The sequence below is a fragment of the Christiangramia aquimixticola genome, assembly GCF_048285835.1.
Taxonomy (GTDB): domain Bacteria; phylum Bacteroidota; class Bacteroidia; order Flavobacteriales; family Flavobacteriaceae; genus Christiangramia; species Christiangramia aquimixticola.
In genome coordinates, this window is record NZ_JBLVTL010000001.1 from 724,555 (window position 1) to 738,079 (window position 13,525).

Below are 13,525 nucleotides of genomic sequence, written 5' to 3' on the forward strand. Positions count from 1 at the left end.
GGGCCGAAAAACACATTTCAGCCCTGAATTGTATTTTTCACCGTTTTTCCTTTGCGAAACGCGCCGGACATGTAACCGCGCACCGAAGTGCGCGGAACTGTTTTATCACACTTTGATCTCTACTTCTACTCCACTTGGCAATTCAAGCTTCATCAACGCATCAATCGTTTTTGAAGAAGAACTATAGATATCAAGTAATCTCTTGTAAGAGCTTAACTGAAACTGCTCTCTGGATTTCTTGTTCACGTGAGGTGAACGAAGAACAGTAAAGATTTTTTTATTCGTTGGCAACGGAATTGGCCCGGTAACAACTGCACCCGTAGTCTTTACGGTTTTTACGATTTTCTCAGCAGACTTGTCTACCAGGTTATGATCGTAAGATTTTAATTTTATTCTGATTTTTTGACTCATTTCCTTAAGATTATTCGTTAGCTGCTCCTCTTGCTGCTTTAATCACTTCTTCAGAAATATTAGAAGGAGTTTCAGCATAGTGAGAGAATTCCATAGTTGAAGTTGCTCTACCTGATGAAAGTGTTCTTAATGTAGTTACATAACCGAACATTTCAGAAAGCGGCACTTCAGCCTTGATTACCTTCGCTCCAGATCTGTCTGACATGTTGTTTACCTGACCTCTTCTTCTGTTAAGGTCACCAACAATATCACCCATGTTTTCTTCCGGAGTAACAACCTCCACTTTCATGATTGGCTCAAGAATTACAGCTCCTGCAGATTTAGCAGCAGATTTGTAACCCATTTTCGCAGCCAATTCGAATGAAAGCTGATCAGAATCCACAGGGTGGAAAGATCCATCCTTAAGAACAACCTTTAAGCTATCCATTGTAAATCCTGCAAGAGGACCATTCTTCATAGCCTCTTTGAATCCTTTCTCTACAGAAGGAACAAATTCTTTAGGAATACGTCCACCTTTAATTTCGTCTACGAACTGAAGTCCATCACCTTCGAAGTCTTCATCTACAGGTCCCATTGTAAATACAATGTCTGCGAATTTACCACGACCACCAGACTGCTTCTTGTACACTTCTCTCTGCTCAGCATTTCTACGAACAGCTTCCTTGTACTCAACCTGAGGCTCACCAACGTTAACTTCTACCTTGAACTCACGCTTCATACGGTCGATAATGATCTCCAGGTGAAGCTCACCCATACCAGAGATAATAGTTTGACCAGAGTTATCGTCAGTCTTAACAGTAAATGTTGGATCTTCTTCAGCTAATTTACCAAGAGCCATTCCCATTTTCTCAACATCGGCCTTAGTTTTAGGCTCAACAGCGATACCGATTACCGGTGCAGGGAAAGACATTGATTCAAGAACGATTGGGTGATTAAGATCTGTAAGAGTATCACCTGTTTTAATGTCCTTAAATCCAACAGCAGCTCCAATATCTCCAGCCTCGATACTATCGATAGGCTCTTGTTTGTTAGAGTGCATTTGGTAAATTCTTGAAATACGCTCTTTCTTACCTGAACGTACGTTCAATACATAAGAACCAGCTTCTAAAGTACCTGAATAAGCACGGAAGAATGCCAAACGACCTACGAAAGGATCGGTAGCAATTTTAAATGCAAGCGCAGAAAATGGAGAATCCACATTAGGCTTACGACTTTCTTCTTTACCTGTTTCAGGGTTCGTACCTTCAATTGCTTCTACATCTACCGGAGAAGGAAGGTAACGCATAACAGCGTCAAGCATAGCCTGAACACCTTTATTTTTAAATGCAGATCCACACATCATAGGTATGATAGACATATCTATGGTAGCAGCTCTAAGTGCAGCGATGATTTCATCTTCAGTGATAGAATCTTCGTCTTCGAAGAATTTCTCCATTAAAGCTTCATCATACTCTGCAACAGCTTCTACAAGCTCTGCACGGTATTTCTTAACATCTGCTTCTAATTCAGCAGGAATATCGATAATATCATAGGTCATCCCATGATCCTCGTCATTCCAGATAATCGCTTTCTTAGAAATAAGATCAACCACACCTTTAAAGTCAACTTCGTCTCCAATTGGAACCTGAAGAGGCACCGGGTTACCACCAAGCATTTCTCTTACCTGACGACAAACATTGAAGAAATCAGCTCCCTGACGGTCCATTTTGTTAACGAACCCAAGACGTGGAACTCTATATTTATCTGCCTGTCTCCAAACAGTTTCAGACTGAGGCTCAACCCCGTCTACTGCAGAGAACAATGCAACAACACCATCAAGTACACGCAATGAACGCTCTACTTCTACCGTAAAGTCAACGTGACCCGGGGTATCGATAATGTTTACAGTATATTCCTGATCTCTATATAACCACTTACAGTGTGTAGCAGCAGAAGTAATGGTAATACCACGCTCCTGTTCTTGCTCCATCCAGTCCATAGTAGCAGCACCATCATGAACTTCACCAATCTTGTGACTTATACCTGTATAATAAAGGATACGCTCTGTAGTCGTGGTTTTACCCGCGTCAATATGAGCCGCAATTCCAATATTTCTAGTAAATTTTAAATCTCTTTGTGCCATGTTGTTTTAGAATCTAAAGTGAGAGAATGCTTTGTTAGCCTCAGCCATCTTATGAGTATCTACTCTTTTCTTCACAGCAGCTCCTTCTTCTTTTGCAGCAGCAAGAATTTCAGCAGATAGCTTTCCAGCCATAGACTTCTCATTTCTTTTACGCGCAAAACTAATTAACCACTTCATTGCAGTAGACACCTTACGGTCTGGTCTTATCTGCATTGGAATTTGAAAGGTAGCACCTCCAACACGTCTACTTCTCACTTCAACGTGAGGCATAACGTTTGAAAGAGCATCTTTCCAGATCTCCAATCCAGATTTCTCTTCGTCCTGTTTCTTTTCTTCTACAATCGCGATAGCGTCATAGAAAATTTTAAAGGCAACGGATTTCTTACCATCCCACATCATCATGTTCACGAAACGTGTAACTAACTGATCGTTAAATTTTGGATCTGGTAAAAGAGGTCTTTTTTTCGCCTGTCTTTTTCTCATTTCTTTACTTTAAAAGTTTTTAATTACTTCTTAGGGCGTTTTGCACCATACTTAGATCTACGCTGAGTTCTACCTTCAACACCGGCAGTATCTAACGCACCACGAACAATGTGGTATCTAACACCAGGCAAATCTTTTACCCTTCCACCTCTAACCAATACTATCGAGTGCTCTTGTAGATTGTGTCCTTCTCCAGGAATGTAGGCGTTAACCTCTTTCCCGTTAGTCAACCTTACCCTTGCTACTTTTCTCATAGCCGAGTTCGGTTTCTTAGGAGTAGTGGTGTACACACGGGTACAAACACCTCTCCTTTGAGGGCACGAATCCAAAGCAGCCGATTTACTCTTCTTGGTTATTTTGGCTCTTCCTTTTCGTACTAATTGTGAAATTGTTGGCATAATTTCCTATACACTAATTATTAATAAAATTTACTCCCCAGTTTTTTTGGGTCTGCAAAGGTAGAAATAAAAAAACATTTTTCAAACTCCTGCTCTTCAATTTTTTAATAATCAAGGATTTATTTTACCGAATTTGAACCATTTTTTAAAATAAATTCTGTTTACTTTCTAAAATGCCATTCCCAACCTCCTTTTAGTTCAAGGCAATGCTTGCCTTCATAGTAATCCTATTAAAACCGAATTGTTATTAACAAAGTGTTTAGATTTTAACAAATTTTTCGAATTCTGACCGATTTTTAAAAACAAAAACTTGTTTTATTAACCATTTATTACCACATTTGGCGACGGCTAATTCAAACAAATTTTAAAATGAAAACAAAGTTTAGTAGTATTTTAACGCTATTACTGGCGTTCGTGGTGCAAATAACTTTTGCACAACAACAAACGGTGACCGGTACGGTGACAGACGAAGATGGTCTGCCCTTACCAGGGGTTAACGTTTTAATTAAGGGTACCGGTTCTGGTACTCAAACCGATTTCGACGGAAATTACTCTATTGAGGCAAATCAGGGAGATGTATTGGTATTCTCTTTCGTTGGTCTTAAAAGTAAAGAGCACACTGTAGATGCTGTAAGTACAGTAGATGTGGTTATGGAAGCAGATTCTGCTCAATTACAAGAGGTTGTAGTAACCGCCCTGGGTATTAAAAGGGAGAAACAAAGTTTAGGTTATGCACAACAAACTGTTGATGGCCAGGCTTTGGTAAAATCGAGAGAAACAAACATTAACAACGCCCTTGCCGGTAAAGTTGCTGGTGTTCAGTTCTCTGGAGCTCCTAGTTCAGGTTTTGGTAACTCTAACATTCGTCTTCGTGGTAACACTGGAGTTCTTTATATCGTTGATAACGTAAAGGTTCAGAACCCATCAGACATTATTACTGACGATATCGCTGATATGTCTGTACTTAAAGGTGCTGCTGCGACTGCTCTTTACGGACCACAAGGTATCAATGGTGTAATTATCATTACAACTAAAAATGCTGAAGAAGGACAGAGCAGTATCTCTGTAAACCACAGTACAGCATTCGAAGAAGTATATAAATTACCTGAATACCAAAACGAATATGGTGGAGGTTATTCTCAGGAATTCAACGTATTTTCTTACGATCCTTCTATTCACCCGGCTGACTGGGCATCTTTCGATGGTCAATTAATGGTTGAATACTACGCTGATGAGAGCTGGGGTCCAAAAATGGATGGAACTCTTGTTAGACACTGGGATTCATGGTTCCCTGGAACTGAAGAATTTGGTGAATTAAGACCATTCTCTCCTCAACCAGATAACATTAGAAACTTCTTTGAAACCGGACTTACAACTAACACAAATGTAACGTTCGCAAAAGGAGCTGAGGATTATTCTGTACGTGCGAGTTTAGCTAAAATTGACAGAACAGGGGTTATTCCTAATTCTGAAAGAAGTACTGTTCAAGGGTCTATTAATGCAAGTTTAGATATTTCTGAAAAACTAACAGGATTCGCTAGCTTGAACTACCAGGACAGAAGAACAACAAACTTCCCTGCAAACGGGTATGGAAACATCGCTTCTAACTTTAACCAGTGGTGGCAAAGACAATTAGACATGGATCGTCTAAAGGATTACAGAAGAAATGGTCAAGTTGTATCATGGAACCTGAACAGTCCAACTAACACTACTCCACTTTACTGGGATATGCCATACTTTACTACTAACGAAAACCTAAACCCACAAGACAAGAATGCGGTTTACGGTAGGTTAGGACTTAGCTATGAGTTTAACGACGACCTTAATGCAAGTGTTGAAGTTAGAAAAACTTTAAACAGCTACGAAAGCTCTTCAAGAATTGGATTTGGAGGATTATCTCAGGAATATTATGGTGAGAACGAAAGAATTGATGGATCAGACGAATTGTTTGGTATCATTAACTACCAGACTGATCTTAGTGAAGATTTTGACGTAAGTGCAAGTGCCGGTTTCGAATTATTCGATTACAACAGAAAAGACTTATCCGCTGAAACAGCAGGGGGTCTTACTGCAGAAGGATTCTACAGCCTGAACACTTCAAGAGACAGACCAAACGTATCTAGTTACTTCGAAGAAGTTGGAAGACAATCTGTTTTCTCTAAAGCTTCTATTGGTTTCAGAAACTTATTATTCCTTGATGGATCTGCAAGATTCGACTGGCAGTCTACTGCTTTCGACGACGACAACAGAGTTGAAACTTACGGAGGATCTTTATCTTTAATCTTCAGTAAATTATTACCTCAGAATGACATCCTTAGCTTTGGTAAGTTAAGAGCGAGTGTTGCTGAAGCACCAAGATTCCCGGATGTATTCCAGATTACTGAAACTTACAACATTGGTGTACCTTACGGTTCTTACGGAAAACTTTCTGTTAAGAGTGGATTAAACAACCCTACTCTAACTGGAGGTGTTCGTAGAGAATATGAAATTGGTACTGAAATGAGATTTGCAGATAGCCGTCTTGGTCTTGATGTAACTTACTATAACAAGCAAGATGATGAATTACCTGCTGATGTATCTCTTGATCCATCAACTGGATTTACCAGCTTCTCTACAAACTCAGGGAAACAAACTTATAAAGGTTGGGAATTTGCTGTAAACGTAGTTCCGGTAAGAACAGACGATTTCGTTTGGGATATTACTGCAAACCTTGCAACTCTGGAAAGAAGAGTAGACGCAATTGCTCCTGGTACAGATGTAAACGTACTTAGTACTACCTGGAGAGGTATTCAACTACAGGAACGTGTAGGTGAAGAATGGGGTGCTATCTACGGTAGAGCTTATAGAAGAGACGAAGCTGGAGAAATTGTACTTTCTGCAACTGGTGCTCCACGATATGACACTAACCAGTATTTAGGAAACGTTCTTCCAGATTTCACTGGTGGTGCTTCATCTTTCATGCAGTATAAGAACTTCTCTTTAGGTCTTGATTTTGACTTCCAGAAAGGTGGAAAAATCTTCTCTGTAACTAAGATGTTTAACGCATACTCCGGTCTTGGAATTAACACAGTTGGTCCTAACGCAGTTGGAAACCCAGTGCGTGACGCTGTAACCGGAACAGATGTTGTTGCAGGTCTTATTGTTGCTGAAAGCAACGCTGGATCTGACACAGGTGGTGTATTGATCTCTGGAGTTGATGAAACTACCGGAGCTCCTGCTTCTTACTTCGTTGACCCTGTAGTTTACTACGGAAGATTATTCGCTCTTCACGAAGAATGGTTATATGACGCTTCTTACGTAAAACTAAGACAGGCTAGAATCGATTATGAGGTAAAAGGAAACATTATAGACAACACTCCAATCAAGAAGTTAAATGTTGGTGTATATGCTAACAACCTTTGGTTAATATACAGCTCAATAGACGACATCGATGTTTCTGAGCTTGAAGACAGCCAGATCACAGGATACGGTTGGACTGAAGGAGGACAATCTCCAAACACAAGAACTATTGGTCTTAACCTGAATATAACATTCTAATTAAAAGCTATTTAAAATGAAAATGAATTTTATTAAACTATCATTCTTTTTTGCATCGGTGCTGCTTTGCTTCACCAGTTGTGAGAAAGTGGATTTCGGCGGGATCAATGAGAATCCCAACGAACCAACTCAACCATCTGCAGGTAGCCTTTTAGCTAACGCAGAGGGTGCGGTTTCTGCATATCTTGGAGCAACCACTCCAAACTTATATGTGCAATACCTATCTAACGGTCAATATGACGAAGAATCAAGATACCAGACTTTAAACTGGGATACTGATTACTGGTATGGAATGTTGAACGATATCGACAGAATGATTCAGGTTAGTGATAACCCAAATCAAATCGCTGCCGGTACTATTCTACGTGTATACTTAATGGAAGGAATGACCACTCGTTGGGGAATGCTTCCTTATTCTGAAGCTCTTCAGGGACTTGACAACCAATTCCCGGCTTACGATTCTCAGGAAGAGATCTATAATGGTCTTTTCTCTGAATTAGACAGCGCTTTAGCTATGATTGACGCAGGTGGAATGGCTGTTGCCGGAGATTACATCTTTGGTGGTGATATTTCAAGATGGGAATCTTTTGGCCAAACTCTTAAAATGGTAATGGCTTTAAGACTTTCTAATGCTAATCCTTCTTTAGGAGAGCAGAAATTTAACGAAGCTTTAGGTAAAGTAATTAACAGCAATGCTGAGAACTTCTTTTATCCTTATTTAGCTGACGAAAACAATGACAACCCTTGGGAAGATCGTTTCTTAGCTCCTAGCTTCAGAAGAGATTACCTGGTAAGTGATGTATTCGTTAACGAACTAGTAGGTTCTGGTTCTCCATCTGCTCCAGAAGATGATAGACTTTGGGGAATGGCTGATCCAGCGTTCAACTCTGGAACTTTCGTAGGTGCGCCTTACGGCCAGTCTAACTCTGCTACAGATGATTATTCATTTATTACAAGTGACATCATCAACAGCCAGACTGCTCCTCTTTACATGTTCACTTATGCTGAAGTTCTTTTCGCAAGAGCTGAAGCTGCTCACCTGGGATGGACAGGAGAAGACGCTGAGACTCTTTACGAAGAGGCTATCACTGCTTCTTTCGAACAATGGGGACAAACATCAGCTCAGGCTGATGCTTACATCGCGATGAATGGCTACACTGGTCCAGAATCAATTGGATACGAAAAGTGGGTTGCTCTTTACTTCCAGGGATACGAAGCCTGGGCTGAGTGGAGAAGATTACAGGCAATGGGTTATGGATTTGACCTAACAGCTCCAAGTGATCTTTTAAGTAACGCTACTGGTATTCCAGACAGACAGGCATATTCTGCAACTGCAGCTTCTCTAAACGAGGCTAGCTATAATGCAGCTATCCAGGCTCAAGGCCCGGATGCACTTAATACTGTTATCTGGTTATTCGAGTAATCGAATAAAACCACTATAATTTTAAAAACCTGCTTTTTCGAAAGCAGGTTTTTTTTATATTGTACCTTTATATCAAAATAAAAATTATGAAAACAACTTTAAGCATTATTCTAACAGTCCTAACCGTAACTACTTTATTAGGGCAAAACCCTACCAATTCCGGGAACCTGGCTGATGGATTTAAAATAATGCGCAGCGAATCAAAAGGAACACCATTTCTAACGGAAGATTGGCACGTGGGCTACGGGATATTACCGGATGGTAAAACCACAAGACCTCAACAAATGAACTATGATGTACATGGAAACAATTTGGTTTATAAAATTGCAGGATCAGATCAGGTTTTAAAATTATTAGATAATTCATTGACAGGCTTTATAATTAAAAGCAAGGAGAAGGATTTATTGTTTGCTAAAATAGGCGGAGAAGAATTTGAAAAGCAGAAGGACGAAACTAAATATTACCAAATAGTACAGGCTCCTTCCCGGGCAGTTTTGATCGAATACGTCAAAGAACTTGAAGATCCTAATGCTAGTGGCTGGACTTCAAGTCAATCCAATACTTTGGCTTCTGAATATAAAATGAAGACAGATTATTATGTTCTGAATAAGAATGGTAAGTATGAAGATGTAAAACTGAAGAACAGAAGTGTTTTAAAAGTTTTTAAAGACAAGAAGAAGAAAATAGAAGCTTATCTGGAATCGAATGGTTTAGAAATTGAAACTCCGGAAGATTTACTTCAGGTTTCTGAATATTACCAAACTCTTTAAACGAACTAAAAAAGATTAGTGAGAGATCATTAATCTTTTTATAAGAATCAAAAACCACCCAAATCGGGTGGTTTTTTTATTTTTGACAATTCCACTATGGAGATTTTTAAAATACTAACTTTGCGGCATGGAAGAAAAAACAACCAGAATATTCGGAATCAGAGCAGTTATTGAAGCGATAGAAAGTGGAAAAGCTCTTGAAAAAGTCTTTGTTCAAAAAGGACTATCCGGACCCTTATTTCAGGAATTAAACCGTCATCTTAAAAAAGGAAATTTTACCATTTCTTATGTTCCGGTTGAAAAATTAAACAAGCTAAGCAAAGGAAATCATCAGGGTGTGGTGGCCAACATCTCCCCTATTAGTTTTATAAGTCTTGAAAAACTGGTTGAAGAATCTCAAAAACTCGAAACCGCTCCCCTTTTCCTTCTACTTGATGGGTTAACCGATGTTCGAAACTTTGGGGCAATTATAAGAACTGCTGAATGTTGTGGAGTAACCGGGATTATAATCCAGGAGAAAGGTTCGGCACCAATAAATGCCGATACCGTTAAAACTTCAGCTGGAGCAGTATTTAAAATGCCTATCTGCAAGGTAAATCATATCAAAGATGCTGTTTTTCATCTTCAAACCTATGGGGTAAAATTGGTCGCAGCTACAGAGAAAACAGATGATATGGTTTATGACATTGACCTAACTCAACCGGTTGCGATTATTATGGGAGATGAAGCTAAAGGAGTTTCTAATTCCATTCTTAAAGCTGCCGATCATAAAGCCAAACTTCCTATGCTGGGAGAGATCGCATCTTTAAATGTTTCTGTAGCATGTGGAGCTTTTCTTTACGAAACGGTTAGACAGCGCCTTTAATCTTTATCGGCGTTCTTTTCTGTATAGATATAATTATACCCGGGATCTTCAGCAGGAGGATCCTTTTCTATTGGTAGATTATCTACAAAATTCCCGTTTTCATCAAAGTGTTTCATAAACAGATCATCTTCTACAGAATAATCCGGTTTTTCCCAGGAATATTTAGGAGCTTCGGCAATATTTTTCTTAAAAACCAGGGCTAATAATACCCCGCTAATCATCCCGGATAGATGACCTTCCCATGAGATCTCAGGATCTATGGGCGTAACATACCATACGAGACCTCCGTATATAAAAACCACGATCAGGGATAGAGCAACTAATCTGTAATACTTCGAAAAAATTCCTTTAAAGAATAAGAAGGAAGCCAGTAAGTAAATAATACCGCTGGCTCCAATATGGTTTGCCGGCCTCCCGATTAACCATGTAAGGATTCCCGTAAAAACGAGTCCTATTAGAAGCACCTTCCATCTTATAGGCCTGTAAAAATAAAACAGGGATAACGAAAGGATAAAAAGTGGAATGGTATTATTGAACAGATGCTTGATATCTGAATGAATGAATGGAGAAAATAATATTCCTCTTAAACCAATTAATTCTCCGGGTCTAACCCCATATGGACTTAAATTAAGTCCAAACTTTAGTTCGGCCCAGAATACGATCCAGATCAAAAGAACAAATAGAATTGGATAACCTATAGTTCCACTGGTAAAAACAAAAGGAGAGGATGTTTTCAAAATTCATTCAATTTTAATTAATATTACAAAAAAGCATCCAAACTCCAACAGATGCTATTCTGTCACAAAACAATCTCATGAATCAACCGCTTGCTGAAAGACTTCGTCCCAAAACTTTAAATGACTACCTGAGTCAGCATCACCTTATTGGTGAAAATGGTGCATTACGGAAACAGATTCAGCAGGGTATAATCCCATCAATGATTTTCTGGGGTCCTCCGGGAGTTGGAAAAACGACCCTGGCAAATATAATCGCCAGTGAATCCGGAAGACCGTTCTTTACTCTGAGTGCAATAAGCAGCGGAGTTAAGGATGTAAGAGAGGTAATAGAAAAAGCCAAGAAGAGTGACGGACTTTTCACTACCAGGAGTCCAATCCTATTTATAGATGAGATCCACAGGTTTAGCAAATCACAGCAGGATTCATTGTTGGGAGCTGTAGAAAAAGGCTGGGTCACCCTGATTGGAGCAACTACAGAAAATCCAAGTTTTGAGGTTATTTCGGCTTTGCTTTCCAGATGTCAGGTATACATCCTGAAACCTTTCTCTAAAGATGATCTTGTAGCGCTGTTGGAAAGAGCTATGAAACAAGATAAGGTCATTGCTTCAAAAAACGTGAAACTTACCGAAACTGAGGCTTTATTGCGCTTAAGCGGTGGTGATGCCCGTAAACTTCTTAATATTTTTGAATTACTGGTTACTTCAGAAAATAAAGATGTTGAAATCACCAACGATCTCGTTTTATCCAAAGTTCAGCAAAACACAGTATTGTATGACAAAACAGGAGAGCAGCACTACGACATAATTTCAGCATTTATAAAATCAATTAGAGGAAGTGATCCTAACGCTGCGGTTTATTGGCTAGCCAGAATGATCGAAGGTGGAGAAGATGTAAAATTCATTGCGAGAAGACTTCTTATACTTGCAAGTGAAGACATTGGGAATGCCAATCCAACTGCGCTGGTGATTGCCAATAATTCTTTTCAGGCGGTTAACACAATAGGCTATCCCGAGGCAAGAATTATTTTAAGCCAGTGTGTAACCTATCTGGCGACTTCTCCAAAGAGTAATGCTGCGTACATGGCCATCAATCAGGCTCAAAGTCTGGTGAAGAAAACCGGAAATCTCTCTGTGCCACTTTCTATACGAAATGCACCTACCAAACTAATGAAGGACATAGGTTATGGCAAAGATTATAAATATGCCCATAATCATGAAAATAATTTTGTTGAGGCTGAATTTATGCCGGAAGAGATAAAAAACACCACCCTTTATCAACCGGGTAATAATCAAAGAGAAAATGCCCAGAGGGAATTTTTAAGGAAACGATGGAAAAATAAATATGGGTACTAATCCCCTATTTATATAAAATCTATCTGAAGCCGGATTCATTCCCGAATAATTCAGAGTTACTTTTTCTTAAAAACATATTGCATTCCCAGTTGGAGAGAAACGCTATGCGCATCGGCCAGGTTAATATAACCCAACAAGTCATCTACCGCCAGATAGATATTGAAATTCTTTAACCGGGTAGAATACATAGCTCCTAGTTTGGTTACAGAAAACTGATCTAAACTATAAGCAAGCCGAAACCTGTTTTGTGCATTGATCTTTCTGTCCCAATAAGTAGTTACCCGGTAAGTAGGACCTTTTGGCCTGTTAACTCCAGAAAGCAGCATCCCGAACAGGTTCATATACCTGGGCTTTTTACTAATAAGGTAATCGCAGGGTAAAATCGATTTACCCGTTCCAAATTCGAACGATGCATTATATTTTAAAGGTCTCCAGGTATTGTACTCTTCATAGGTGGTTTCATCCTTTAGATTGGCATCCAGTTGCTCTTCGAATACATCCCAATACGGAATAGTTCCCTGCCCAGGATTTAATTCCGGAAATAAAGGTTCTAGGCCACTGGTAGTATGCGACCCATAATAATGGTAGTTTTCCACATCCTTACTATGAAACATAAGGCCAAGATCCTGAATGGCAGCATTAACAGAAAACTGCTCTGTCACCCTGTAACTAAATCCTAAATCAACGCCCAATCCTACATTCTTTCCAAACATGGATCTGCTCAATAATTCTGCAGTAGCTTCCTCCACGGTCATCCCGGCAGTATCATTTAGAGAGGCATATCCGGCGGTACGCACCAGCACATCGAGACGGTTCACAGAATGTTCATAAAAGTTAGTGCCTCCGGGAGTAAAATAGGTTACGAATTCTCCCGAGTTATTTGTTGACTCAACATTAAAAATCCCCGAGTAAAATTTTAACCGTCCCCCTACATTCAGCTTAGGATCCACCTTATAATGATATCCTACATGATATACGGCTAAAACCTCCCCGTTAAAATTTACGTCAGAGAATTCAAAAGGTGTGTCTATATAGTTTGCGTTACCTTCAAAAGCAAGCGTTGCAGGATCTTTTGGGAAATAAGCAAAAACATCTGCCTCCTGATAAATCCCGGCAGAAATATAACCCCTCTTCCCTATTTTTTTTCCGAAGGAAACTATTTCCAGCTGCTCGTTGAATGAAAAGAAATCCCCCGAGGTAAGTTCAGAAATCACATTTTCAATTCTCGCGTTAATATCACCTCCGTCATCTTTAAACACATCATAAGCAGTCACTCCGGTAGAACCGGCAAAAACATGTATCTGTGATAGAAATGGTACTCCAAAGTGCCGGGTGAAATCGATTCGGGTTCCCGGATTTTGTAATAAAGACTGTGGCAGATCGTCTACATTATAGAGCAGAGGTCTGTTTTGGCCATAACAAGCCAT

The 13,525-nt window shown here is 39.6% G+C and carries 11 protein-coding genes; 5 read left to right on the forward strand and 6 right to left on the reverse strand.

From position 1 onward, the window contains the following. Nucleotides 1–105 precede the first annotated feature (105 nt). From rpsJ to rpsL, 4 genes are read right to left on the reverse strand one after another with little or no spacing between them, the layout of a single operon-like run. Entirely contained in the window at nt 106–411 is a 306-nt protein-coding gene (gene rpsJ, locus ACNKXV_RS03360) for a 30S ribosomal protein S10 (RefSeq protein ID WP_026915146.1), read from the reverse strand. Nucleotides 412–421: 10 nt separating this feature from the next. Further along, nucleotides 422–2,533 (reverse strand): elongation factor G, encoded by a 2,112-nt coding sequence (gene fusA, locus ACNKXV_RS03365; RefSeq protein WP_417906275.1) that lies wholly within the window; start codon nt 2,531–2,533, stop codon nt 422–424. Nucleotides 2,534–2,539: 6 nt separating this feature from the next. Then, nucleotides 2,540–3,016 carry a 30S ribosomal protein S7 gene (gene rpsG, locus ACNKXV_RS03370; protein WP_026915144.1) on the reverse strand — a complete coding sequence of 159 codons (477 nt, stop codon included), beginning with the start codon at nt 3,014–3,016 and terminating at the stop codon, nt 2,540–2,542. Between the two features lie 23 nt (nt 3,017–3,039). After that, nucleotides 3,040–3,414 (reverse strand): 30S ribosomal protein S12, encoded by a 375-nt coding sequence (rpsL, locus tag ACNKXV_RS03375; RefSeq protein ID WP_010230128.1) that lies wholly within the window; start codon nt 3,412–3,414, stop codon nt 3,040–3,042. 369 nt (nt 3,415–3,783) lie between these two features. Between rpsL and ACNKXV_RS03380 the strand changes: the two genes are divergently transcribed. The 4 genes from ACNKXV_RS03380 to rlmB all read left to right on the forward strand — a co-directional run bounded on the left by ACNKXV_RS03380 (nt 3,784) and on the right by rlmB (nt 10,009). Continuing rightward, on the forward strand, nt 3,784–6,951 hold the full coding sequence (locus tag ACNKXV_RS03380; protein WP_417906276.1) for a SusC/RagA family TonB-linked outer membrane protein: 3,168 nt from the start codon (nt 3,784–3,786) through the stop codon (nt 6,949–6,951). Nucleotides 6,952–6,973: 22 nt separating this feature from the next. Continuing rightward, entirely contained in the window at nt 6,974–8,374 is a 1,401-nt protein-coding gene (locus ACNKXV_RS03385) for a SusD/RagB family nutrient-binding outer membrane lipoprotein (RefSeq protein ID WP_417906277.1), read from the forward strand. Between the two features lie 86 nt (nt 8,375–8,460). Next, nucleotides 8,461–9,144, forward strand: coding sequence for a hypothetical protein (locus ACNKXV_RS03390; RefSeq protein ID WP_417906278.1), 684 nt, complete (start codon nt 8,461–8,463; stop codon nt 9,142–9,144). Nucleotides 9,145–9,271: 127 nt separating this feature from the next. Continuing rightward, nucleotides 9,272–10,009, forward strand: coding sequence for a 23S rRNA (guanosine(2251)-2'-O)-methyltransferase RlmB (rlmB, locus tag ACNKXV_RS03395; RefSeq protein ID WP_417906279.1), 738 nt, complete (start codon nt 9,272–9,274; stop codon nt 10,007–10,009). Here rlmB and ACNKXV_RS03400 read toward each other — a convergent pair. Continuing rightward, entirely contained in the window at nt 10,006–10,746 is a 741-nt protein-coding gene (locus ACNKXV_RS03400) for a rhomboid family intramembrane serine protease (protein ID WP_417906280.1), read from the reverse strand. The genes rlmB and ACNKXV_RS03400 overlap by 4 nt on opposite strands. Before the next feature lie 77 nt (nt 10,747–10,823). Between ACNKXV_RS03400 and ACNKXV_RS03405 the strand changes: the two genes are divergently transcribed. Beyond that, a complete protein-coding gene (locus ACNKXV_RS03405) occupies nt 10,824–12,098 on the forward strand; it encodes a replication-associated recombination protein A (RefSeq protein ID WP_417906281.1) in 1,275 nt (424 codons plus the stop codon). A 56-nt stretch (nt 12,099–12,154) separates the two neighbouring features. Here the strand turns inward: ACNKXV_RS03405 and ACNKXV_RS03410 are convergent. Then, nucleotides 12,155–13,525, reverse strand: a 1,371-nt coding sequence (locus ACNKXV_RS03410) for a DUF5723 family protein (protein WP_417906282.1), incomplete at its 5' end; no start/stop codon positions are given.

Bases quoted from the DNA above. Each gene is read 5' to 3' on its own strand.
- rpsJ (WP_026915146.1), bottom strand. From the start codon at position 411: ATGAGTCAAAAAATCAGAATAAAATTAAAATCTTACGATCATAACCTG.
- fusA (WP_417906275.1), bottom strand. From the start codon at position 2,533: ATGGCACAAAGAGATTTAAAATTTACTAGAAATATTGGAATTGCGGCT.
- rpsG (WP_026915144.1), bottom strand. From the start codon at position 3,016: ATGAGAAAAAGACAGGCGAAAAAAAGACCTCTTTTACCAGATCCAAAA.
- rpsL (WP_010230128.1), bottom strand. From the start codon at position 3,414: ATGCCAACAATTTCACAATTAGTACGAAAAGGAAGAGCCAAAATAACC.
- ACNKXV_RS03380 (WP_417906276.1), top strand. From the start codon at position 3,784: ATGAAAACAAAGTTTAGTAGTATTTTAACGCTATTACTGGCGTTCGTG.
- ACNKXV_RS03385 (WP_417906277.1), top strand. From the start codon at position 6,974: ATGAATTTTATTAAACTATCATTCTTTTTTGCATCGGTGCTGCTTTGC.
- ACNKXV_RS03390 (WP_417906278.1), top strand. From the start codon at position 8,461: ATGAAAACAACTTTAAGCATTATTCTAACAGTCCTAACCGTAACTACT.
- rlmB (WP_417906279.1), top strand. From the start codon at position 9,272: ATGGAAGAAAAAACAACCAGAATATTCGGAATCAGAGCAGTTATTGAA.
- ACNKXV_RS03405 (WP_417906281.1), top strand. From the start codon at position 10,824: ATGAATCAACCGCTTGCTGAAAGACTTCGTCCCAAAACTTTAAATGAC.